At 51.4% G+C, this 21,730-nt stretch carries 22 protein-coding genes; 2 read left to right on the forward strand and 20 right to left on the reverse strand.

Annotation, left to right across the window (positions count from 1 at the left end; translation table 11 throughout):
- Window positions 1–95: 95 nt before the first annotated feature.
- The 17 genes from RHM61_RS18220 to flhD all read right to left on the reverse strand — a co-directional run bounded on the left by RHM61_RS18220 (window position 96) and on the right by flhD (window position 16,246).
- On the reverse strand, window positions 96–1,790 hold the full coding sequence (locus RHM61_RS18220) for a glycosyltransferase family 39 protein (protein WP_322248732.1): 1,695 nt from the start codon (window positions 1,788–1,790) through the stop codon (window positions 96–98).
- A 77-nt stretch (window positions 1,791–1,867) separates the two neighbouring features.
- Window positions 1,868–3,085, reverse strand: a complete 1,218-nt coding sequence (locus RHM61_RS18225; protein WP_322248733.1) for an EAL and HDOD domain-containing protein — start codon at window positions 3,083–3,085, stop codon at window positions 1,868–1,870.
- 37 nt (window positions 3,086–3,122) lie between these two features.
- Window positions 3,123–3,752 (reverse strand): protein phosphatase CheZ, encoded by a 630-nt coding sequence (gene cheZ / locus RHM61_RS18230; protein ID WP_322248734.1) that lies wholly within the window; start codon window positions 3,750–3,752, stop codon window positions 3,123–3,125.
- 27 nt (window positions 3,753–3,779) lie between these two features.
- On the reverse strand, window positions 3,780–4,175 hold the full coding sequence (gene cheY / locus RHM61_RS18235; protein WP_322248735.1) for a chemotaxis response regulator CheY: 396 nt from the start codon (window positions 4,173–4,175) through the stop codon (window positions 3,780–3,782).
- Window positions 4,176–4,272: 97 nt separating this feature from the next.
- The gene (locus tag RHM61_RS18240) at window positions 4,273–5,349 is read right to left on the reverse strand and encodes a chemotaxis response regulator protein-glutamate methylesterase (RefSeq protein WP_322248736.1); all 1,077 of its coding nucleotides are present in this window, start codon (window positions 5,347–5,349) and stop codon (window positions 4,273–4,275) included.
- A 43-nt stretch (window positions 5,350–5,392) separates the two neighbouring features.
- Complete coding sequence (gene cheD, locus RHM61_RS18245; RefSeq protein WP_322248737.1) at window positions 5,393–6,001, reverse strand: chemoreceptor glutamine deamidase CheD; 609 nt, start codon at window positions 5,999–6,001, stop codon at window positions 5,393–5,395.
- Complete coding sequence (locus tag RHM61_RS18250) at window positions 5,998–6,885, reverse strand: CheR family methyltransferase (RefSeq protein WP_322248738.1); 888 nt, start codon at window positions 6,883–6,885, stop codon at window positions 5,998–6,000. Before RHM61_RS18250 ends, cheD begins: the two co-directional genes overlap by 4 nt.
- A gap of 66 nt (window positions 6,886–6,951) precedes the next feature.
- On the reverse strand, window positions 6,952–8,715 hold the full coding sequence (locus RHM61_RS18255; RefSeq protein WP_322248739.1) for a methyl-accepting chemotaxis protein: 1,764 nt from the start codon (window positions 8,713–8,715) through the stop codon (window positions 6,952–6,954).
- Between the two features lie 84 nt (window positions 8,716–8,799).
- A complete protein-coding gene (locus RHM61_RS18260) occupies window positions 8,800–9,315 on the reverse strand; it encodes a chemotaxis protein CheW (protein ID WP_322248740.1) in 516 nt (171 codons plus the stop codon).
- Window positions 9,316–9,360: 45 nt separating this feature from the next.
- Window positions 9,361–11,382 carry a chemotaxis protein CheA gene (gene cheA, locus RHM61_RS18265; RefSeq protein WP_322248741.1) on the reverse strand — a complete coding sequence of 674 codons (2,022 nt, stop codon included), beginning with the start codon at window positions 11,380–11,382 and terminating at the stop codon, window positions 9,361–9,363.
- Between the two features lie 52 nt (window positions 11,383–11,434).
- Window positions 11,435–11,800, reverse strand: a complete 366-nt coding sequence (locus RHM61_RS18270) for a response regulator (RefSeq protein ID WP_162020889.1) — start codon at window positions 11,798–11,800, stop codon at window positions 11,435–11,437.
- Window positions 11,801–11,887: 87 nt separating this feature from the next.
- Complete coding sequence (locus RHM61_RS18275; RefSeq protein WP_322248742.1) at window positions 11,888–12,436, reverse strand: chemotaxis protein; 549 nt, start codon at window positions 12,434–12,436, stop codon at window positions 11,888–11,890.
- Between the two features lie 48 nt (window positions 12,437–12,484).
- Complete coding sequence (motB, locus tag RHM61_RS18280) at window positions 12,485–13,414, reverse strand: flagellar motor protein MotB (protein ID WP_322248743.1); 930 nt, start codon at window positions 13,412–13,414, stop codon at window positions 12,485–12,487.
- A 21-nt stretch (window positions 13,415–13,435) separates the two neighbouring features.
- Window positions 13,436–14,296 (reverse strand): flagellar motor stator protein MotA, encoded by an 861-nt coding sequence (gene motA / locus RHM61_RS18285; protein WP_322248744.1) that lies wholly within the window; start codon window positions 14,294–14,296, stop codon window positions 13,436–13,438.
- Window positions 14,297–14,487: 191 nt separating this feature from the next.
- Window positions 14,488–15,291 (reverse strand): class I SAM-dependent methyltransferase, encoded by an 804-nt coding sequence (locus RHM61_RS18290; protein ID WP_322248745.1) that lies wholly within the window; start codon window positions 15,289–15,291, stop codon window positions 14,488–14,490.
- Between the two features lie 21 nt (window positions 15,292–15,312).
- Entirely contained in the window at window positions 15,313–15,867 is a 555-nt protein-coding gene (flhC, locus tag RHM61_RS18295) for a flagellar transcriptional regulator FlhC (RefSeq protein ID WP_322248746.1), read from the reverse strand.
- Window positions 15,868–15,928: 61 nt separating this feature from the next.
- Window positions 15,929–16,246, reverse strand: coding sequence for a flagellar transcriptional regulator FlhD (flhD, locus tag RHM61_RS18300; RefSeq protein WP_322248747.1), 318 nt, complete (start codon window positions 16,244–16,246; stop codon window positions 15,929–15,931).
- 207 nt (window positions 16,247–16,453) lie between these two features.
- On the opposite strand from flhD, the gene RHM61_RS18305 reads away from it, so the two are divergent.
- A complete protein-coding gene (locus RHM61_RS18305; protein WP_322248748.1) occupies window positions 16,454–16,759 on the forward strand; it encodes a hypothetical protein in 306 nt (101 codons plus the stop codon).
- 13 nt (window positions 16,760–16,772) lie between these two features.
- Here RHM61_RS18305 and dnaQ read toward each other — a convergent pair whose 3' ends face one another.
- From dnaQ to RHM61_RS18320, 3 genes are read right to left on the reverse strand one after another with little or no spacing between them, the layout of a single operon-like run.
- Complete coding sequence (gene dnaQ, locus RHM61_RS18310; protein WP_322248749.1) at window positions 16,773–17,486, reverse strand: DNA polymerase III subunit epsilon; 714 nt, start codon at window positions 17,484–17,486, stop codon at window positions 16,773–16,775.
- A 48-nt stretch (window positions 17,487–17,534) separates the two neighbouring features.
- Entirely contained in the window at window positions 17,535–18,956 is a 1,422-nt protein-coding gene (gene tilS, locus RHM61_RS18315) for a tRNA lysidine(34) synthetase TilS (RefSeq protein WP_322248750.1), read from the reverse strand.
- Entirely contained in the window at window positions 18,953–19,927 is a 975-nt protein-coding gene (locus RHM61_RS18320) for an acetyl-CoA carboxylase carboxyltransferase subunit alpha (RefSeq protein ID WP_322248751.1), read from the reverse strand. Before RHM61_RS18320 ends, tilS begins: the two co-directional genes overlap by 4 nt.
- Window positions 19,928–20,516: 589 nt before the next feature.
- Here RHM61_RS18320 and RHM61_RS18325 point away from each other — a divergent pair.
- On the forward strand, window positions 20,517–21,491 hold the full coding sequence (locus RHM61_RS18325; RefSeq protein WP_322248752.1) for a tetratricopeptide repeat protein: 975 nt from the start codon (window positions 20,517–20,519) through the stop codon (window positions 21,489–21,491).
- Window positions 21,492–21,730 lie beyond the last annotated feature (239 nt).

The raw sequence follows: 21,730 nt of genomic DNA on the forward strand, positions 1-21,730 counted from the left end.
AATGATAAAGATGCGATTATACCTTGGGAAACCGAGCAGTAGTGCAGCCGACGCACGGAGTTTGCCAGCGAAAGAACAGCGTATAGTCGGCCTACTCAATTGGAAAACACCCAGGTTTTACCAACTTGTCGGGTTGATTTGAAACGGGTGAAATAATTCTTTTGCTGAAAATCTGGCAAATCCTCTTCCAACACCAATAAATCGACTGTCTGAGTCTGCGCAAGAGCGACAAAGGCGGCATCATCGATGACAATTTTATTTTTATGTAACTTATTTCCCCAAAATAAATCATTGCTGCGGCTATCAACAATGCGTACCGCTCGCTTGAGGTAAAACGGCAGCGAAGACTGCTGTTCAAATACTCGGTATAGTAAGACCTCGCGCGCCGGGGCCTGGCGCTGCAATTGATCGACCAAGGCACGCGTCGAGGTTTGCGTATCGAGCCCCGCCAGTACTTGCAACAGCAAGGGTAAGCTGAGCAGCGGAATGAGCAAATACGCATACCAAGTCAGCCGCGCCGAGCGGCTGGCCAGCGCACTCGCAGCCAGCGAGGCAAGCAGCAGCACGCCCAAGGCCGCACGTAAGAAATCCGCTGCCGGCCAGCCGGCCAGCGGGCCGATCTGACTGATGTCGAGCCGCTCAAAGTGCCAGAGTATGGCAGCAAACAAGGCCGCGCCCAAACAACCGGGCAACCAAGCCAGCCGGCGCGAGGGCCAGCGTGCGGCAAGCAGCGTCGCGAGCTGCATTGCGGCTAACGGCATGACGACGACGAGATAATAATTTGCCTTGGCACTGGAGATCGAAAAGAACACCAGCGGCATGAGCCAAGCCAGTAACAAGAAGCGCTGCAAACTGCGCGGCGCTGTAGTGCCGACAGCAGCAGCAACAGCGGGATCAACAGGACGCCGCAGCAATAGCACAGGTAGCAACAGCGACCATGGAAAGAGAAACGCGATCATGCGCGGCAAGTAATACCACCAAGCACCGGCATAATAGTCGTGCGGCTCACGCTTACCGAGAAACCGCAACACATGTTCGTTGATGAAATAAAACCAAGTAAAAATCGGCTCAGTCAGCATTGCGGCCAGATGCCATGGCGCGGCCAAGGCAAAAAATACCAACAAGCCACGCCAATCCAAGCAGCGCCGCAGACGCGCCAAGAAATCTGCCGGCGACTTGGCGCACGAGAGAAGATAACTGCCCATGATGGCTGAAAACAGGATCAGCGCGACAAAGCCTTTCGCCAGCAAAGCTCCGGCCAGCAGCGCCATGGCCCGATATAAGGCAGCGCGCTGCTGTTGCTCGATGTACAGATAAGCATGCATCACCGCGCCGGTCAAAAAAAACGTCAACAGCATGTCGAACATCAGCGTGCGCGCCATCGCAGTCACACCCAGACTACTGACAAACACCACCGCCGCAAACTGCCCAACTGCAGGCAGGCCAACACGGCGGCCGAACCATAACAACAGTCCGACGCACCCCAAACATGATAGGGCCGGCGACAAGCGCACTACCCACTCGTGCTCACCGAACAGCGCCAAGGCCGAGGCGGTGAGCCAGTACAGCAGTGGCGGCTTCTCCATGTAAGCGAGGCCATTGAGGTGGGGGATAATCCAATTTTCCCACTTAGCTGAATGCAGCATTTCTCGCGAAATTTCTGCATACAAACCCTCGTTATTGTCGAGTACCGCATATGCACCGAGTCGATAGGCGACAAAATAGCAGGCCAGCAGCCAAATCAGTGGCAGTGGGATCGCAGCGAAGGAAGATAATTTCTGTTGTTGCATGAATCGAAAAGCGAATGAACTAAAATAAAAAAAAACGGCAAGCACAGATGCTTGCCGTCAGTGATGGTAGTCTTCAGTCAGACCGCAGCGGCGACGTTTTTCGCCCAGACCAAAGCGGCCAGATGGGCTGCGTTGACATCTTCCGCCGAAATTTTCAAGGATGCTGCCAAAGAAACGACCAGCATGCTATTCAATTCACAGGCTTCAGCCAAGGCCAAGTAAGGACCGAATACGCCAGCGCGTGAGATCAGCGCCTCCGTCACTACTTCCGGCAATTGTATGGTCGACAGGACTTCTGCCATCGGCAAACCGAGCAAACGATCGAGCAGTGAAAACATCCCGGCAACGAATAAATTCTCCGCCTCGGTTTTCGACATTTTCATTTGCCCCAATAATTCGGCAAAGCGACCACGCACGATTGCAGTTTCCAGTAATACCGCCGAAAAGCCACTGGTGCTGGCGGTTGCTAACAACACCGTCAACCAGCGATACAAGGGGCTGTAACCAAGCATTTGCACCGCATGCTTGAGTGACTGTACTTCGGTACGCAAACCAAACCCGGCTGAATTAATATAGCGCAACAATTTGTACGCCAAAGTGGGGTCGCGCTTGACCACCAGTTCCAACTGCTGGATATCGGCATTCTTTCTGACCATTTCCATCAACTGCAAAATCGTGGTCTGCGAGGAGTTCAATTCTTTCGGTGCCACCGACGGACGTGGTGTCAGGTGCAATTTGCCGACAAAGCTATCGAGCCCGAGCGCAGAACAAGCATCGTAATCCTGCCACGTCGCGACATTGCGCGCCACCATGCGTACCGAGGATTGTTTGAGACTGCCATAGACTTTGGCCTGCGAAGCGAAATTGGCGGCATTGAGCTGTACTTCGATGTGACTGACATAGGCAAAAAATGAACGCTCCAGCGTCGTCACTTCGGCACCGCGCAAGCAGATACCATATCCGAGGGAGCGCAAATGCTTGACGGCCTCCAGCGTCGCGGCATCGGCAAAATATTTCTTAGGCAGAATCAGTACGGTATTTTTTGGTGGGAAGCGCTTAAGCCCTTCTTGCTGCAATAATTCCGGTGCCGCCTCCAGAAACAGCAAGCTGTCGCCAAGCAAAAAGCCACGCTCTTCGTCGTTCAAATGGCCGGCGACAAAATCCAGCAAATAATCGAGATTCTGTACGCTGGTTTCTTGCGCGGGGTCGGCTTGCTGCCAAAAAAACTGAAAGCCGATGACTCGCTGTTTCGGGTCCAGCAAAGGCTCGCGCAAAATGAAATTATCTGCAATCATGTAGGATTCTGGTTAGAGGCAAGCACGAGCCACGTGTTTAAAAGCCCAGGCTATCGAGCAGGTCATCGACTTGACTCTGGTTCGCAACCACATCGGTTTTACCTTCAGGTTTGATTTGCGGACCATTGAGTAAACCGTCGGCAGTCTCTTTTTTCACTTCATTGGGCGAGTAATCGATTAGCAGTTGCACCAATTGTTGTTCCAAATTCTGCGCCAAGGCCGTGACTTTCTTGATCACTTGCCCAGTCAAATCTTGAAAGTCTTGCGCCATCATGATGTCCATGAGGTGCGATTTGGTTTGCACGCTGTTTTCAGAAGCCAGTGCCAGATACTGCAACATCTGCGCCGTCATTTGCTGCATTTGCTCCGAACTGGCTGGCTGCAGCTGCAGCGACTGCAATTGCAAGCTGATTTTTTTTGCTTCCGAATCGAGCTGTTCTTGTAAGGGAATCGCGATATCGGTGGCATTGAGCACGCGCTGCGCGGCCTGCTCTGACATTTTAGCGACATAGTCGAGCCGGTCGCGCGCGTCTGGAATATCTTCGGCCGCTCGCTCGAGCAGCTTATCGAGGCCGAGGCCACGCAAGCTGTCGTGCAGCAGTCGCGTCATATGACCGACACGAGACAGGAGGTCGTCTTGTTGAGTTTGTTGTAGGTCTTGGCTCATGATGCGCTCCCGAATTAAAGATGGTGCTTAAGCACTCTTGGCCAGTTTCTCGAAAATTTTCGAGAGTTTTTCGTCCAGTGTGGCAGCGGTAAATGGTTTGACCACATAGCCGTTGGCACCTGCTTGAGCGGCCGCGATGATATTTTCTTTCTTGGCTTCAGCCGTCACCATTAACACCGGCAATTTCGACAGGGCTGGATCAGCACGAATATGCTGCAACATGGTCAAGCCGTCCATATTCGGCATATTCCAATCGGAAATGACGAAGTCAAAATCGCCGTTCTTTAATTTTGCCAGACCCATGGCACCATCTTCGGCTTCATCAACATTGGAATAACCCAATTCTTTGAGCAGATTTCTGACGATGCGACGCATCGTAGAAAAGTCATCGACAACTAAAAACTTCAGATTTTGATCAGCCATGAATTACTCCACTATTTCTTTAAATACAGTTATCGATATTATCGGTTAAATTATGTTCAAACGGTGTTGGAATTACAGTAATGCATAATTTTACGCCTTAAACTCGTAATGCGCGGCTTCCATGTGTGGCAAGATGATGCAAAACCTTAGTTGGCAAGTCATTCAAGGGAGCGACCTCATGGGTCGCGCCGATTGCAATGGCTTCGCGTGGCATTCCAAATACTACACAACTTGCTTCATCTTGGGCAAAATTGTAAGCTCCGGCATTCTTCATTTCCAACATGCCGGCAGCGCCGTCTTTTCCCATCCCGGTCAAAATCACTCCAACCGCATTTTTACCGGCATAGGTGGCGGCCGAACGGAATAACACATCGACCGAAGGACGATGACGATTGACCGGCTCGCCGGTATCGAGCTGCGTGACATAATTAGCACCACTGCGCGCTAACAGTAAATGGGAGTGACCAGGCGCGATATACGCATGCCCTGGCAACACCCGCTCACCGCCACTCGATTCCGATACGGAAATCTTGCACAAGCCATCTAAGCGCTTGGCGAACGAGCGGGTAAACCCCTCAGGCATGTGCTGCGTGATCAAAATACCGGGGCAATCGGAAGGCATTTGCACCAGAAAATTCTTGATCGCTTCAGTACCTCCGGTCGATGCGCCGATGATGATCAGTTTCTCACTACTGGTCAAAGGATTTCTCACCATGGGCAGCGCGCCCTGCAGGGATTTACTGTGTTCGGCCGCCGCCACACTGCGCGGACGGATCCGCGCTTTCGAGGCGATGCGGATTTTTTCGGCGATCAACTCAGCATAATCATGCATCCCACTTTGTATCGACAGCTTGGGCTTGGTCACAAAATCGATGGCACCGAGTTCGAGTGCGCGCATGGTGATTTCCGAGCCGCGCTCGGTGAGCGAAGACACCATGATCACTGGCATAGGACGCAAACGCATCAAGCGCTCAAGAAAGTCGAGCCCATCCATTTTCGGCATCTCGACGTCGAGTGTCAGCACGTCGGGATTAAGCTGCTTGATCATCTCGCGCGCGACCAACGGGTCAGGCGCAACGCCAACCACTTCCATATCCGGTTGACTACCAATGATCTCGCTCATCACACTGCGAATGAGTGCGGAATCATCAACGACCAATACTTTAATTTTCATTCATCTCTCTCCACTACTGGTTGACATGTTATCTCTATCTACATCAAAACAAATCGATATCGCCGCCAACCGGTGCCGTTTTCAGGCGACTGGCGTAATCTTGTTCGCGTTTTCTGAGCGTATCGTTATGTTCGACTTTGAGTTTTTTCACCAGCACTCTGCCGGTATGCGGAAAAAAGTATACCTTGCGCGGGAAAATATCATTCAAATCTTCGGCGGTCACGCGCATGCGCTCGGCCTTGAGATAATCGAGCACAAAACGAGCATTTCGTTCGCCCACATTGATGGCGGTAAAACCACGCAGCACGTTACCACCGCCAAACACTTTGGCTTCCAAATTTTCACGCTTGGCACCGGCCTTGAGCAATTCATTGATCAACACTTCCATCGCATAGGTACCGTAGCGCATCGAAGCCGACACCGGATTATCGACATCGCCGCCCGTATCGGGCAGCATGAAGTGGTTCATCCCACCGACCCCGGAGACACGGTCGCGGATACACGCCGACACACAAGAGCCGAGCACGGTGACGATTAACATGTCCTTCTTCGTGAAGTAAAATTCACCAGGCAATATTTTCGCGGCATCGCAATCGAAGGTGCGGTCGTAATAAATGTTTGTTGCGAAATGCTCTTCGCTTAATGTACTCATGAGCCACCTTTATGCAGATGATGTGCGGTCCCGGCGCGCTTGGCAGCGAGTTCATAGACCGTCTTTCCACGCAGTTTAAAATCATCCGACACATAGAGAAAGTTCTCAGAATGCCCGGCAAACAGCAAGCCGTCGGGTTTCATCAAAGGAACAAATTTTTTGAGAATATTTCCCTGTGTGGGCTTATCAAAATAAATCATCACGTTGCGACAAAATATCGCATCGAACGGCCCCTTCAAGGCCCAACTGCCGTCCAGCAAATTCAATTGTTTGAAGCTGATCAGATCACGCAATTCTTGCCGCACCCGTACCAGCCCTTCTTGCTCACCCTTACCCTTGAGAAAAAATTTCTTAACCCGTTCCGGCGTCATTTTTTCGATACGATCAAGGTTATAGACACCGCGCGCAGCGGTACTGAGCACATTGGTATCGATATCGGTGGCGATGATTTGTACCGGCGGTTTAAGCGTACCAAAGGCTTCGCAGATGGTCATCGCAATCGAATACGGCTCTTCCCCGGTAGAACTGGCGGAACACCAGACCTGCAACTGATCGCGCCGCCCTTTTACATGCTCAGCAAGCAGCGGGAAATGGTGCTCTTCGCGAAAAAATGAAGTCAAATTCGTCGTCAGAGCATTCGTGAAAGCTTCCCATTCGTCGCTATCTTGCTGACGTTCGAGCGCGTCCAAGTATTGCGCGAAGGAATTCATACCAAGCGCGCGCAAACGCCGTGCCAAGCGGCTATACACCATTTCTTGCTTGCTTTCGGCCAGCGAAATGCCGGCTTTTTTATAAATCAACTCACGCACTCGGTCGAAATCGCGGGAAGTAAAATCAAATTCCTTTGATGTCTCAGCCTTTTCTCTTGGCGCTATTTTTATCATTCATTGCTTTCCGAAAAGGACAGTCAAACCTACCAGCACAAACCAATCAAAGCAATATGGTCTGCTTTAAAATTCTTCCCAACCATCATTGTCATGCGCAGCTGCGCTGGCTTTGCTCGAACTCGCTGTGCTTGCGCTGGCCTTACTCACTCTGGCCACACTTTGCGTCAGCTTGCCCGGCACGGCTTTGCGTATGCCAGCTTTCGGCAATACCGGTGCCGGCCGGCTCAGCGGTTCGACGCGCGTCAGACGGGCTGTGGTCGCCGGCACTTTGGCGGCGGCTGCACCGTTGAGCAAGAATACACTGACCGATTGCGCCAGAGTGACTGCTTGTTCTTCCATACTTTCGGCGGCAGCGGCAGCTTGTTCGACCAGCGCGGCATTTTGCTGGGTCATTTCATCCATCTGCGTGATGGCCAAATTAACTTGCTCAATCCCGGCACTCTGCTCTTGGCTGGCGGCGGTAATTTCACTCATGATGTCGGCTACATGCTGGACGCTGGTGACGATTTCATCCATCGTTTTACCGGCTTCATCAACCAATTTACTGCCTTGGTCGACCTTATCGACGGAATCGCCGATCAATGATTTGATTTCTTTCGCGGCACTGGCACTGCGCTGTGCCAGGTTGCGCACTTCTGCTGCCACGACCGCGAAACCACGGCCCTGCTCACCGGCACGGGCAGCTTCAACTGCAGCATTGAGCGCCAAAATATTGGTTTGAAAGGCGATGCCATCGATGACGCCGATGATGTCGACGATTTTGCGTGAGCTTTCCTTGATCGAGCCCATGGTACTGACCACTTGACTGACCACCGCCCCACCCTTGACTGCCACACCAGTCGCCGAAACCACTAATTGATTGGCCTGACGGGCATTATCGGCATTCTGACGCACGGTACTGGTCAATTCTTCCATCGAGCTGGCGGTTTCTTCGAGCGAGCTGGCTTGCGACTCAGTGCGACTGGACAAATCGGCATTCCCAGAGGCGATTTCCTGCGCCGCAACGGTAATGGTTTCGGTGCCGATGCGAACTTGACCAACCGTAGCGGCCAAGCTGTCATTCATATTTTTCAAAGCCAGTAACAGCAAGGCGACTTCGTCCTGGCCGCTGACTTGCACATCACTGCGCAGATCGCCGCTGGCCACGGTCTCAGCCAAGCTCAAGGCTTCCAATAAAGGCTTGGTAATGCTGTTGGTCAGTATCCAGGCAAAGAATGCGCCGATTGCCACTGCCAGCAACATGACCGCATACAAAATATACGATAAGCGTGCGCCAGCCTTAGCCGAGGTTTCGAAGACTTGATTCGAGGTTTCGCCCTGCAAATCGACCAGGCTGTTGATGGCGACGATCGCCTTACTGCTCAGCGGTTCAAGCACGCCCGAAATAATTTTGACCGCGCCCTCGCCATTGAAAGCCAGCGCTTGGCCGACCGCATCTTTGAACGGTTGTTCGATTTGTTTATCGAGCAAGGCCACATCGCTGAGGATTTTCTTTTCCTCTTCGCTCAAGCCTAAGGCCGCTAACTTTTCCTTGGCTTCCTGATAGCGCGCGCGCTGCGCTTTGACCCGAGTTTCTTCTTTTTGCATCTCGCCGACATCGGACTGAATGCCGATGTTACGCATCGCGATACCGCCCTCATAAAGGGAACTCTTCATGGCATTGGCCAACACTTGCTTCTGATTGGCCAGCTTAAGGTTATCGGCCATTTCATTACGATTGGCCGAATTCAAGGAACTCACCAGCAGCATGACAGCGATGAGACCGATAAGAATAAATGCGAATCCGAAGCCGAGTCTGGTTCCGATTTTAAGGTTACGTAAATTCATACATTCATCTCCGTGATGAGCAAACATCTTTATTATATTAACAACGGCACAGCCCAATAAAACGATACAAATTATTTACATTGTTTAGGCCGGCGTATCCACCAAGCCCATTTCCGGGCTCGACATCAATTTATCGATATCGACCAGTATCAACATGCGGTCCTCGAGCGTTCCCAGGCCGATCAAAAAGTCGGTACTGAAGGTGGTGCCCATTTCCGGCGCAGCGCGCACTTGCCCGGGCAGTAAGGTCGTCACATCGGAAACGCTGTCAACCACCATGCCGACAATACGTCCGCCGATATTGAGAATGATGACGACGGTGAATTGATCGTAGGTCGGACTACCGAGATTGAATTTAATGCGCATGTCCACCACCGGAACGATGATGCCGCGCAGATTGATCACTCCTTTCAAGAAGTCCGGGGCATTAGCGATGCGCGTGACCGCTTCGTAGCCGCGGATTTCTTGCACCTTCAGAATATCGATACCATATTCTTCATTCCCGAGTGTGAATGCGAGAAACTCATGCCCGGCAATGTCGGCATCGAGCTGATTCGACGTCGCATTGGCGTCATGCGATTGGTGTGAGTCTTGCGTCATTTCTGATCCTTCAAATAAGATTTTTTATTTTTTCTGTGTACGGCGTTACTTAGTCGAGCGCAGCAAGGCGGCAACGTCAAGAATCAACGCTACCCCACCGTCACCGAGAATGGTGGCACCGGAGACGCCGGGAATTTTTTTATAATTCGATTCAATATTTTTCACCACCACTTGCTGCTGACCGACCAAGTCATCGACAAACAAAGCGGCCTTCTTACCATCGACTTCGACAATCACAATAATGCCCTCAGCAGGGTCGAGAAACTTCGGTTCCAGCGCAAACAACTGGTACAGTGGCACCAGCGGCAAATATTCTCCGCGCACTTTGATGACCGTACCCTTGCCATTGACCTCCTTGACATCTTCGCGGGCCGGTTGCAGCGATTCGACCACGAAACCAAGTGGCAGGATGTAAATTTCCTCGCCCAAGCGAATCGACATGCCATCGAGAATTGCCAAGGTTAAGGGCAGCGAAATCATGATCGTGGTGCCGTAACCTTTGGCCGAACGAATATCAACCACGCCGCCCATGGCGGAGATATTACGCTTGACTACATCCATGCCAACGCCGCGCCCGGACACGTCAGTCACGATTTCTGCGGTCGAAAAACCCGGCGCGAAAATAAGTTGCCAGACTTCAGAATCGGACATCGCATCCGAAACGGCCAAACCATTCTGACTGGCTTTGGCGAGAATTTTGTCACGATGTAAGCCGCCGCCATCATCGCTCACTTCGATCACGATATTGCCACCTTGATGCACTGCCGACAAGGATAATCGTCCGGTTTCAAACTTTCCGGCGGCAGAGCGCACGGCCGGCATTTCTATACCATGGTCGATGCTGTTTCTGACCAAATGCGTGAGCGGATCGACGATGCGTTCAATCAGCCCCTTATCGAGTTCAGTCGAGGCACCATAAGTAACGAATTCGACTTTCTTGCCAAGCTTGGTGGCGAGATCGCGCACCATGCGCGGAAAACGCGAAAATACATAGTCCATCGGCATCATGCGGATTGACATCACCGCTTCTTGCAGATCACGGGTATTGCGGGTCAAGTGCGAGACACTGCTGAGCAGACGCTCATTGGCAATCGGGTCGAGCTCTTGGGTACGCTGTTCCAGCATCGCTTGCGTAATCACCAGCTCACCGATTAAGTTAATGAGCTGATCGACCTTCTCTATACCCACCCGTATGGTCGATTGCTCCTGCGTTGCATGTACCTTTTCCTGCTCTTTTTTAGGCAACGGCTTTACTTCGACTGGCACGATCGGTGCCAATACCGGTGCCACCGCAGCAGCCGCCCCTTCGAGTGGCGGAAACATGGCATCGAGCGGCTCGAAAAAGCCGTAGCCAAGCTCGTCGTCGCTCAGCGTCGGTGCCGCAGGCGCGACAGCGATGCTTTCTTCGCTGATAATCAGGCAATCCGGATTGAGAATGAAAGAACAGATGGAAATGATGTCATCGCGCCCTTCATTGGTACGTAAGTGCAGTACCACACGGTTACCCTCGTCGGCGGCGCGAGTGATCGCACCGAGCAAGCCGAGCTCGGCCATCAGCGCAACTGCATCATCAGGACTGACATCGGGTAATTCAACCTTGAACGCCAACTGGTAATCAAGCTCGTCCGCATCATGCGCATGGGTCGGTAAGGAAATCACTGGCGGCGCAATCGGCAAGCTATCTTGCGACAGCGATTGCAACAACATCCGCACATCGGCCACGGCATCCTGATCGACCGGCGTACCGAGGCGATGACCATCGAGCTGCATCTTGAGTATATCTTTGGCAATCAAAAAGGCATCGACATGCTCGGCCGTCAGCGCCATTTCACCCTTGCGTATTTTATCGAGCAATGACTCCAACACATGCGTGACTTCCGTCATATCGTTCAAGCCGAACGTCGAGGCGCCCCCCTTGATCGAATGCGCGGCGCGAAAAATCGCGTTCAAATCCTCCGGATCGGGCGCGGAAAGATCGACTGCAAGTAACAGTTTTTCTTTCTCGGCCAAAAGCTCATCCGCCTCGTCAAAAAAGACTTGGAAAAACTGACTCATGTCAATCGTCATTATTACACTCCGAGATTTACATTGGCACGCTGAAAAGACACCTCAGCGCGTGTTAACCAATCACTTTCTTCACTACTTCAGTCAGCTTTTGTGGATCGAACGGCTTGACCAGCCAGCCATTGGCACCGGCGGCCCGGCCCTTGGCTTTCATGTCATCGCTCGACTCGGTAGTCAGCATCAAAATCGGCACCCGTTGATAGGTCGCCAAACCACGCAGGGATTTGATCAAGGTCAGACCATCCATGCGCGGCATATTCTGATCGGTCAGCACCAGATCGACCACCTGGTTTCTGGCCTTCTCCAAACCATCCTGGCCGTCGACGGCTTCAATCACTTGATAACCGGCAGCCTTCAGGCTGAAGGCGACCATTTGCCGCAAGGAACCTGAATCATCCACCGCTAAAATTGTCTTGGCCATAATTACTCCGTTTTACAAATTATAGGCATGTGCCCAGAGAGTTACGCGTGCGTATTTGGCACGCCGTCTGACGATACCGCCAGCGGTTTAAAATAATTCAATCTCACCGCTGTCCAAATGTTTTTGATGCACCGCTTTGCGCAGTAAACTTTTCAAGTCACCACTTTGCTTTTCCAAACGCAGCGTGGTTTGCTTAAGTAAATGCGCGATATCGTCACCATCGGTATCTTGGCCGATATCTTGACTGACTACGCCCAGCGCAGTAAGCACTTCACGCAAACCTTCGCAACGTTGCATGGTGCGTGAAATCAGCTGACTGGTTAAGTCTTGGAATTGCAGACTGGTCACCGCCGAATTGATGTGCTGGGAAATTTCGAGCTGAATAGAGCGCAAGCGCTCGACGCTTTCCGGTGCCACATAGCCGCCACCAATGATCAAGCTGATTTCTTCCTGCTCTTTGGAAACGGCAGCATGCAGCGCCATAAAACTGACACCTAACTTCTCTATGGCTTCACCAAGCAGTATCGCCGTTTGTGCCAAATCGGTTTCCACTTCAGACAAATGTTCGCTACCGTGGTCAGAAACCCCGGACAACAATTGTTTGACTTGCGACCCCAGTAATTTCTTTGTGGACATCTTCAGCACCTTATCTGCGTAATTTATTCTGTTTTGCGACTTGCAGTGCTATTTTCCTGATTTGACAGAGACTTCCGTACCAGCATCTGCCTCCGTGATCACTTCGACAGATCCACCATCCTGCGAAGCAGATTCTTCGGCCTTCTTATTCATCACAATAATGCTGATGCGACGATTAATGGGATTGAACGCATCTTTTTTATCAAACAGAACCGATGAGGATAAGCCGACTACCCGCAACACCTTGGTTTCATTCATCCCACCCAAAATCAATTCGCGCCGCGAGGCATTGGCACGGTCGGCCGACAGTTCCCAATTACTGTAGCCTTTTTCACCGATCCCGTAAGGCGAGGCATCGGTATGTCCGGACAAGCTGATACGATTCGGCACATCATTGAGAGCCTTGCCAATTTCGCGCAGGATCTCGCGCGTGTACGGTTGCAAATCAGCCTTGGCCGAGGCAAACATTGGCCGATTCTGTTCGTCCACCATTTGTATGCGCAAACCTTCGGTCGTAATATCGAGCAAAAGCTGGTTCTTAAATTGTTTCAAGCCGGGATTGGCGTCGATCGCCGCCTCTATCTTGGCTTTCAATACTTTCAAACGATCGCCGTCAACCTTCGCCAACGCTGCTTCAGCGGCCTGCAAGTTGTAAGTTTTCTTCTGCATTTCGACATCGCCTTTACGGTTCTGCCCATCACGCAAACTCAAATCCTTACCGCCACCTTTGATCACACTGGAACTGTCACCACTGCCATCGCCACCGGCCATGGCCACTTTCAAAGGCGTTTGGAAATATTCGGCGATCCCTTGTAAATTTCCTTTCGCCGTCGAGCCGAGCAACCACATCAGCAAGAAAAAAGCCATCATCGCCGTCACAAAGTCGGCATAGGCAATTTTCCATGCCCCGCCGTGATGACCACCGGCGACCTTCTTGATCCGTTTGACGACAATCGGCCTTAATTCTTCATTTGCCATAGCAAAACCTTGTCCGTCTTCTTATTTTGATTTCGATTGCTTGATATGATCTTCAAGCTCACTGAAAGTCGGTCGCTCGGTCGAATACAAGACTTTGCGCCCGAATTCCACCGCTAAGGCCGGCGCATAGCCGTTCAAACTGGCGAGCAGCGTGACCTTGATACATTGAAAGGTTTTTGACGACTCATCGAGTTGCTGCTCCATGAGACCGGACAAAGGCCCGACGAAACCATAGGCAAGCAAAATACCGAGGAAAGTACCGACCAGCGCATGGGCGATCAAGATACCGAGTTCAGCCGGCGGAATCCCGACCGACTCCATGGTGTGCACCACCCCCATCACCGCCGCGACAATACCGAAAGCGGGCAAACCATCACCGAGCTTGGCGATGAAATGCACCGGCACGGCCGATTCATGGTGATGCGTCTCGAGTTCGTTATCCATCAAGTTTTCGATCTGCATGGCATCCATATTTCCCGATACCATCAGGCGCAGGTAATCGCAGATGAATTCCATCATATGATGGTCATGCACAATCGCTGGATATTTACTGAATAAAGGGCTGTCGTCAGGCTTTTCGATATCGCCTTCGATCGACATCAAGCCTTCTTTGCGTACCTTGGTGAGTACGTCGAACAGCATGGTCATCAATTCCATATACAAACCCTTGGTGTATTTGGAACCTTTAAACAAACTCGGGAAAGCTTTCAGCGTAGCCTTGAGGCTTTTTGCATTATTTCCGACCAAGGAAGCGCCGACTGCCGCCCCGCCTATCATCAGCAACTCCAAGGGCTGAAACAATACGGCCAAATGGCCACCCGCCATGGCGAAGCCACCGAATACCGAGCCCATTACGACAATATAGCCGACGATCACTAACACGGAAATTACTCCTCAAAATAACAGAATTTGCTTTCAGAAAGCGCTCAAAACGCGGCTCTGAACTTGCTTGTAGCAATGATATCAGCCCAGCCGACAGGAAACACCTGCTATTGACGCAATTTATGGCGAAAACAAAATATTTCTTTAAAAAAACGTTCGCCATACAACAGCAGAGGCGCAGCAGACGCGCATCAGAGCTGCCAGACATACAAAGGCGGCGCACCCTGCTCGCTTTCAAGGATCAAATCTGCCTGAACACCGGGAATAGAAAACTCGTAACTAAGAAACCATGACCCTGGCGGCATCTCATTTTGGACCTTATTCCAAATTTCAGGCATCACAACGGGTGATAAATAGGCGAAAACAACATTAAATTTTGCAAAATCGAGGGTTTCATACCGTCCGAAGCGGCAAGCGACGTTGTCCTGTCGATGCCAGCGCTGCTTGAGTGCACTCACCGCCCAAGGCACCAAGGCCACCTCTATCCCACTCAAACGCCAATGCGCACGCGCCTTGCCGAGCGCAAACAAGAGCCCGCCGAGACCACTGCCGACATCGAGAAAATGCAAGGATGGTTCGGCCGGCAGCAAATCCAGCACTTGTTTGGGGAGACTGGCACGAGAGGGGTAATAAGGCACGCGGGTGGCAACAATTGCACCAAAGCTAATGAAGAGCAATAAAAATGCCGCCAAGCTAAAAAGCGGCGGCAATTGCCAAGTCAAGGCGGCAACGAAGGCGAGCGGAAATAATACTTCGATCACTACCCACCACCATGCCAAGCCACGCCAAGCGGCTAAGCCCGCGGCCAGACTCGCGTGCGCGAGTAGGACTAACCATGGATGAGGCAGCGCTACGCCAGCAGCTTTGAGGGTAAAGCACAGGCCCACTGAAATGAGTAAGGCCAGCAATTGCGCCAGCAAGGCCGAGCAAGCGGCAGAGCGCGACGCAGACTGAGAAGAAGGAGGAATGACAGAGTCAGCGGACAGCAATGCCAAAAGGATCCCCCGGGAAAATGTTTAAGCGACCATCTCCATTTCGGCATCAAGCTCTTTAGCTCGCTTGGTTTTACCGGCACGCGATGGAACATGGCACAGGCCACAGCGGTAATGATCGTGCAAATCAAGCGCATGTGCAACAAATTGACCGTTGCATTCACAACATTTTGCAAATGTCAGCATTTTTCCATCAAAAAAGCGCACCAAGGTCCATGCCCGCGTCAAAGACAGCAGGGCTTCATCGGCGGAAATACAACCAACCTGCTCGAGATAGAGGCGGTAAGCTTTGACGATTGCTTCTATGCCAGTAATCTCTGCATGTTCATTGAGATACTTATAAATATTCATGAACAGGGAAGAATGAATATTTGGCTGCCAGGTCGTGAACCAATCTGTAGAGAAAGGCAACATCCCTTTAGGTGGAGAGACACCCTTTAATTCTTTGTAAATTTTCAACAGGCGTTCACGCGACAAGGATGTTTCTGACTCCAGCAACTGCAAGCGCGCACCCAAGTTAACCAGGTCGATTGCCAATTGAATTTCATGCGCTTCGTTCACTACACTTTTGCCAGCCATAATCGTCTCCGTTGAGCTTATTGAGTTAATTGCGTTAATTGAATTAATCTAATAATTACAATTAATGAATTTCTTCAACTGCTTGCCCTGCCATCAGAATCGCCGCATGCGAATGGGCCAGCGCGCGCTCTTTATTGTAGTTAGTCAGCATGCAGAGTATCGAGCTGTCTTCGAAGCGAAAGCGGGCCAACATCATATTGGAACCGGCCAACTTCAGGATTTGCGAATTATTCAAACCCTCAATCAGATCAGCAATTTCTTTGCCGATACCGAGACGGAAAATCGCAGTCGCCTTATCGGCCCGAATCATTTGCTGCGCAAGCATTAAGTAGCTTAAATTTGCATCGCGGATTTCAGCCATCATATCGTTCTGTGTCATGTTCCCACCCTCCGTTCGTTTTCAAAGGCCAGATTCTCTTGCCAGTGAGACAGATTGTGAGCGAGCGCAAAAACGCCGTGTATAGGCGTGCGTCGGTATTTATTTCCGGAAAAATAGGAGTATTCCTGTAGGATAAATACCTACAAGAAATATTTGATGGTGAAACCGAAATAAAGTTTCAACCTGACTGAGTTGTGAGCTTGTGCCTTGATTTTAAAAATATCATTCAAAATCAAAAGCTTAAGCGAAAAACAGAGAACTTATTCTCATCTCTCACTTACATTAACGGCAGTGATTTCGAAAACTTTAGGGTCTTTTGAAAATAAATTTAAAATATTTTTACTTGATTACTTAACGGCAGCGGGCGGAAAAACTTTAATTATTTTTGAAAATATTTTTCAAGTTTGTCCGTTTGTGCAAATTCACAACAGCGAAAGCTGCTTTTTCCTGCAAAAACGGCATACGCAGGCAAAAAAAATCCCTACGAGCAGGGATTTTTGTTCAAACCAGTGACAAAGCAACTTAATCAGATGCCGCGCCAAATACAAGGCTGACGCAATTGCTTATCCAAGGCTCCGAGTACCCCCTCATGCAGAAGCAACTCTTCTTCACTGGCCGGCAAAACTAATAAGTCGCCGAGCGGCAAAGCGATTTCCGGCGCATCGCTCAGCGATGCGACCGGCTCATCGACGATATCGATAGCAAAACTGTTTTGTCCGCGCGACATCGCCAAAAAGACATCGGCCAGCAATTCCGCATCCAATAAAGCGCCATGCAACTTGCGATGGGCATTCGATACCTCGTAGCGATCACACAGGGCATCGAGGGAATTACGCTTTCCAGGATGCAACTCTTTCGCCTGCACCAAGGTGTCCGTCACGCGGCCGACTAATTCCTGGAATGGTGCCAAGCCCAAGCGGGTGAATTCGGCATTCAAGAAGCCGACGTCAAACGGCGCGTTATGGATCACGACTTCGGCACCGCGCACGTACTCACAGAATTGTTGCGCAATATCAGCAAACTTCGGCTTGTCGCTGAGAAATTCCGTCGTCAAACCATGAACCGCCAAGGCCCCCTCTTCCGAATCGCGCTCCGGGTTCATATATTGGTGAAAATTATTGCCAGTCAATTTACGGTTGACTAATTCGACACAGCCGATTTCAATGATACGGTTGCCCTCGCGCGCATTGAGGCCAGTGGTTTCGGTATCGAGCACGATTTGACGTGAGGTTTTATTCATCACACACTCCAATAAATAATTCAGGAATAAAATGTAGCGTCCGCATCTTCACACCGCAGCGGGATCAGGCACCCATTCCAAGGCATATTTTTCGCCATGCTGCTCTGAGCAGTAAGCCGACTGCATCCCTACCCCAGCCGCATACAATAACTGCGCACCGCTGGAAACGAAAGGCAATTGCTGCCGAATCCAGAACGGAATCTGCAAACTCTGATAATGGCTCTTCATATCACGCGTCGGTCGGTTGGCGGCCAATTTAAGTCGCTCACCACCACGGCGCAAATGCAAAGTCAAACACTGCTGCTGCATATAGTCGCCGGCAAAACCGTGTTCCGCCGCGTGAAAATGCAAACGCCCACGAAATGCCGGAAAATCGAGTACCGCCTCGCCGCGCCAAAAAAAATCCTGACTCAGTACCGGCAGCGCTTCATCGTACTCGTCCAGCAGCGGCACCGGCGCTTGCCGCGGCGCGGCATAGATACAGCCTTGGTAGCGATGCAGCGCCAAGGCTTCATGATAGATGGTGATGCGGGCATTGTCTTTAGCCGCAAACAATTGCTTACGCATTTCCAGTAAGCGCGCCGTCGATGGCATGCGCGCACCTGATTGGCCCAACCATAAACGCAGCACATGATTGATGCGCTCATCGGAGAGCGCTTGCAAGGCCGACACAGCCAAGCCTTGGCCAAGCCGGCACGCCGCCATATCGTCGGCGGCCAGTGCTTCGATCAGCGCTTGCGCGGCTTGGGTGTGCCGGGCCGCGCGACCCATGCGGGCAGCAAATCCGGGGACGATATTTTCCAACAAGGGCATGACCTGATGACGCAATGCGTTACGGGTAAAGCGCAGATCGGCGTTCGATTCATCCTCGATGTGTTGCAGAGCATGCTCGGCCGCATACTCGGCCAAACTCGCACGCGATTCTTGCAACAAGGGCCGCAACATCACCAAGGTGGGGTGACCGAGCAAGGTCGGCGCAGTATTCCAACTATCCATACCAGACAAGCCGGCGACGCCCGAGCCACGCAACATTTGCATGAGTAAGGTTTCAGCCTGATCGTCTTGATGGTGTGCTGCCATTAAAAACTGGCTATCCGCGGCCAGGCACAGTCGGCCCAGAGCAAGGTAGCGCGCACTGCGCGCACTGCCCTCAAGGCCGGCAGCATCGCCACGATTGACGCTGACACGCTCGAATGCAAACGGCACCTGCAGCGCCGCGCAGGTGGCGGCGCAATGCGCCAACCAAGCGTCGGCATGCGGACTGAGTCCATGATGAATATGCAGGGCATGCAGCGGCAGTTGCTGCTGTTTCGCATACGCGGCGGCCAGTACCAAGAGCACCGAGGAATCGAGGCCACCGCTGTAAGCAAGCGCCAAACCACCACGCAGCGGTGCGACGGCAGCAAACACGGCCTCCAAATTGGCCGCAAAACGCTGCGCCAAGGCGCTCATCGAACTACCGTGACTCATTCTGCCGGCTTGGTTTCCTTGAACTTACCGTAGCTCAACAATTTCTCATGTCGCGCTGCCAGCAAATCCTTGGTTTTCATGCCTTGGAATTGACGCAAAGTATCGGCCAAAGCACGTTTGACCAAAGCACACATTTGCTTAGGATCACGGTGCGCGCCACCCAAGGGTTCGTTGACAATTTTATCGATCAAGCCCATCGCTTTCAAGCGATGCGCGGTCAGACCCAGCGCTTCAGCCGCATCGGACGCCCGCTCGGCAGTTTTCCACAAGATCGAGGCACAGCCTTCCGGTGAAATCACGGAATACGTAGCGTACTGCAACATCAACACGGCGTCACCCACCGCCAAAGCCAAGGCGCCGCCGGAACCACCCTCACCGATGATGGTGGTAATGAGCGGCACTTTCAATTCAGCCATGACATACAAATTGCGACCGATCGCCTCCGATTGACTGCGCTCTTCGGCATCAATGCCGGGCCAAGCGCCCGTGGTATCGACGAAGGTAAATACCGGGATATCGAATTTTTCCGCTAACTTCATCAGGCGCATCGCTTTGCGATAGCCTTCCGGTTTCGGCATGCCGAAATTACGCAGAGCACGTTCTTTCGTGTCGCGCCCTTTCTGATGACCGATTACCATGCAAGCTTGGCCATTAAAGCGCGCCAAACCACCAACGATAGACAAATCATCGGCAAAGCCGCGGTCGCCGTGCAATTCATGAAAATCGGTAAACATTTGATTGATGTAATCAAGTGTGTACGGGCGCTGCGGATGACGAGAAATTTGAGAAACTTGCCAAGGCGTTAATTTCGCATAAACGTCTTTGGTCAGCATCTGACTTTTTTTAGACAAGCGGTCGATTTCTTCGGAAATATCGACGGCGGAATCATCTTGAACAAAGCGCAATTCTTCTATCTTTGTTTCGAGTTCAGCAATAGATTGCTCAAAGCTCAGGAATGTCGTTTTAGTCATCGTGCCTCCTTAAATCCACACGAGTTGAAAATACTTGCTATTCAATGCGCCAGGCAAATTTGCCTGCATGCGGAAGCCAGCGTGCGCCATGATTTCCGCGTGCGTCATCGCCCGCTATCAAAGCAAGCGATATCAGCGCATTAAAAAATAATATTACTTCACGCAGCCTGACGGCCGTCGTTTAAATATCGGAACGGAGCAGATTAAATATCAAAAACAAGCTTTCTGTCCAGCTTCGTTTGTAAAAATTGAAGTTAAGCAAAGAAATCCTGTCTTTGTCGCCTATTTTCGCTTATTTTACTTTGCTTAAAATCGCCAGCCCACCTGCATACGAGGGAAAATCACGCTACAATGCGCTCGGCTACGAGGATGCGGCTGCGCAGATTGATGAAAAAACATCAAAATATCGTCCATCGTGCACGCGTCTCGCATCTTTTTATCTTTTCAAGCACATTTTTCGTGCTTATTTGATATGATCAGTATCAATGAGGTGAGCAGCCTGCCGGATTAGCCGGCGCAATGCCGCGACGCACGAGTATAACATTGCCGCCCCCTATGCAATCAAGCTCTGACAACCAGTGAGAATAGTATGCGCCCCATTTTAAAGAAGCTCTTCGTCCTATCACAATTGACCTTGGCTATCTTGAGCGTCTCGGCATTTGCCGATGAGGTCAGTGATATCGACAAACTGATCCGTGCCGGTCAAACCGTCGAAGCCCTGCGCAAAGTCGACACGGCCCTGGTGCTGCATCCCAAAGATGCGCAAATGCGCTTCCTGAAGGGTTTGATTCTGACCCAACAAAATAAACCAAGCGATGCCATCACGGTATTTTCCAAGCTCAGCGACGATTATCCCGAACTGCCCGAGCCGTACAATAATTTAGCCGTTCTGTATGCCGCCAACGGCCAGTACGATAAAGCCCGCAGCTCGTTGGAGTCGGCCATACGGGTCAACCCGACTTATGGTACGGCGCAAGAAAATCTTGGTGATGTGTATGCCAAACTGGCTAGCCAAGCTTACGATAAAGCCTTGCAACTCGACCCTGGCAATGCCACGGCGAAGCAAAAATCCACCCTTGTGCATACTTTAGTCGGCAACCCACCTAGCGGCACGAATGCGAAAGTCGCGGCAAAAACGCCACCGACCGCTACCCAAACCGGGCAGAAGCCGGTCGGTATGGTCGAACTGCAGGCCAAAGCCGATGCCGGTAAAACCTTAGCTCCCGAGCAAGCAGAACTGATACGTAAGATAAAAAATTGGGCGCAAGTTTGGAGCGAAAAAAATACCGAGGCCTACCTCGCACATTACGCGCCGGATTTTCAACCGGCCAGCGGCGCAGCGCATAAAACTTGGGTAGAGGAAAGACGCAACCGTATCGGTAGCAAAGGCCGCATCGAAGTCAAACTGGAAGACATCAAAGTTGCCGTAAATGGCGATACGGCAACCGTTCAATTTCGCCAGATTTACACTTCTGACAAATTGACCGAGAAAAACAGCAAAACCCTGGTGCTGGCAAAAACCGATGGCAAATGGCTGATCAAACAAGAGCGCGCGGCTAACTGAAGCGGGCGCATGCTTGCGGCGCGGAGAGGTGACTGCTCCGGTTAACAGATTGCGCCGCTCAGTGTTAAAAATAAATAAAAAAAAACGATAATGAGACGCTCAGTACGCATGTTTGTAGGGGTAAAAGCCCAAGCCCGCGCACTTATTTGATAAGATGACGCTTTGCTGTCGCTACATTCGGCTTGAGCTGCCGCTTTTACACTCTACTTCATTTCATGCCCCAGCAAACTCTAAGAACA

The sequence above is a fragment of the Undibacterium sp. CCC3.4 genome (genome assembly GCF_034347425.1).
GTDB lineage: Bacteria > Pseudomonadota > Gammaproteobacteria > Burkholderiales > Burkholderiaceae_D > Undibacterium.

What these genes read in the sequence shown, in the direction of transcription:
- RHM61_RS18220 (WP_322248732.1), bottom strand. Translation starts at nt 1,790, where the DNA reads ATGCAACAACAGAAATTATCTTCCTTCGCTGCGATCCCACTGCCACTG.
- RHM61_RS18225 (WP_322248733.1), bottom strand. Translation starts at nt 3,085, where the DNA reads ATGATTGCAGATAATTTCATTTTGCGCGAGCCTTTGCTGGACCCGAAA.
- cheZ (WP_322248734.1), bottom strand. Translation starts at nt 3,752, where the DNA reads ATGAGCCAAGACCTACAACAAACTCAACAAGACGACCTCCTGTCTCGT.
- cheY (WP_322248735.1), bottom strand. Translation starts at nt 4,175, where the DNA reads ATGGCTGATCAAAATCTGAAGTTTTTAGTTGTCGATGACTTTTCTACG.
- RHM61_RS18240 (WP_322248736.1), bottom strand. Translation starts at nt 5,349, where the DNA reads ATGAAAATTAAAGTATTGGTCGTTGATGATTCCGCACTCATTCGCAGT.
- cheD (WP_322248737.1), bottom strand. Translation starts at nt 6,001, where the DNA reads ATGAGTACATTAAGCGAAGAGCATTTCGCAACAAACATTTATTACGAC.
- RHM61_RS18250 (WP_322248738.1), bottom strand. Translation starts at nt 6,885, where the DNA reads ATGATAAAAATAGCGCCAAGAGAAAAGGCTGAGACATCAAAGGAATTT.
- RHM61_RS18255 (WP_322248739.1), bottom strand. Translation starts at nt 8,715, where the DNA reads ATGAATTTACGTAACCTTAAAATCGGAACCAGACTCGGCTTCGGATTC.
- RHM61_RS18260 (WP_322248740.1), bottom strand. Translation starts at nt 9,315, where the DNA reads ATGACGCAAGACTCACACCAATCGCATGACGCCAATGCGACGTCGAAT.
- cheA (WP_322248741.1), bottom strand. Translation starts at nt 11,382, where the DNA reads ATGACGATTGACATGAGTCAGTTTTTCCAAGTCTTTTTTGACGAGGCG.
- RHM61_RS18270 (WP_162020889.1), bottom strand. Translation starts at nt 11,800, where the DNA reads ATGGCCAAGACAATTTTAGCGGTGGATGATTCAGGTTCCTTGCGGCAA.
- RHM61_RS18275 (WP_322248742.1), bottom strand. Translation starts at nt 12,436, where the DNA reads ATGTCCACAAAGAAATTACTGGGGTCGCAAGTCAAACAATTGTTGTCC.
- motB (WP_322248743.1), bottom strand. Translation starts at nt 13,414, where the DNA reads ATGGCAAATGAAGAATTAAGGCCGATTGTCGTCAAACGGATCAAGAAG.
- flhC (WP_322248746.1), bottom strand. Translation starts at nt 15,867, where the DNA reads ATGGCTGGCAAAAGTGTAGTGAACGAAGCGCATGAAATTCAATTGGCA.
- flhD (WP_322248747.1), bottom strand. Translation starts at nt 16,246, where the DNA reads ATGACACAGAACGATATGATGGCTGAAATCCGCGATGCAAATTTAAGC.
- dnaQ (WP_322248749.1), bottom strand. Translation starts at nt 17,486, where the DNA reads ATGAATAAAACCTCACGTCAAATCGTGCTCGATACCGAAACCACTGGC.
- tilS (WP_322248750.1), bottom strand. Translation starts at nt 18,956, where the DNA reads ATGAGTCACGGTAGTTCGATGAGCGCCTTGGCGCAGCGTTTTGCGGCC.
- RHM61_RS18320 (WP_322248751.1), bottom strand. Translation starts at nt 19,927, where the DNA reads ATGACTAAAACGACATTCCTGAGCTTTGAGCAATCTATTGCTGAACTC.
- RHM61_RS18325 (WP_322248752.1), top strand. Translation starts at nt 20,517, where the DNA reads ATGCGCCCCATTTTAAAGAAGCTCTTCGTCCTATCACAATTGACCTTG.